The sequence below is a fragment of the Dielma fastidiosa genome, assembly GCF_000313565.1.
In the GTDB taxonomy this organism is placed as follows: domain Bacteria; phylum Bacillota_I; class Bacilli_A; order Erysipelotrichales; family Erysipelotrichaceae; genus Dielma; species Dielma fastidiosa.
Window position 1 is genome coordinate 1 of the sequence record NZ_CAEN01000093.1, and the last position, 702, is coordinate 702.

Annotated in this window: 1 protein-coding gene; it reads left to right on the forward strand. The window is 43.7% G+C overall.

Features of this window, described 5'->3' with window-relative positions; all coding sequences use genetic code 11:
- Positions 1-702 (forward strand): InlB B-repeat-containing protein (locus DAHG_RS18180; protein ID WP_034456139.1); only part of this gene is annotated, 702 nt, incomplete at both ends.

Genomic DNA, 702 nt, shown 5'->3' on the forward strand with positions numbered 1-702 from the left:
GAATAACTATGAATTAACGCTCAATAACCTGAAAAAGAGCGGCCGCATTAAAATTGAAATCATCAATGTGCCGGCTGGTTATGTGTTAAGCGGTAATGGCAAGGAAGTGAACGTTCTCTATGTCACCGATTCTAAGAAGCCAGAAACCTCTGCATTCTATGATCAAGTGATTGACAATGGTGCCAGTTATGAATTAACGAGCAATGTGATCAATGCTGATGAATACACGGCAATTACTTATCAATGGTTCGCATCAAGCGACAGCAATAGTCTAGGTGATGCAGTATGTAATACAGCTGTCTGCAGCGTGACTTTAAATGATGAGACTAAATATTACACATTAAAAGTGACTGTCACTGAGGGCGACAACAAAGCCACTGAATACACGGCCGGCAAGGTAAAGGTTACAGCTAATGCCGAGGCAAAATATGTCGTAAACTTCGAACTAAATGGCGGTACAGGTCAATTCACCTCAATCAGTCAGAGTCTTGGCAGTGAGATCCTATTGAATGGTGAAGAACCAATAAGAAAAAATTATATCTTCACCGGCTGGAAGGGCGACGATGGTATCAGCTATGCAAAGAATGGTACGATCAAGAGTCCGGAAACTTCTAAGACATACACACTGACAGCGCAATGGAAAGCTGAAGGATCAGGAAATACCGGCGGTGGAACAGGCGGCGGCAGCTTTGGCGGCGGAAG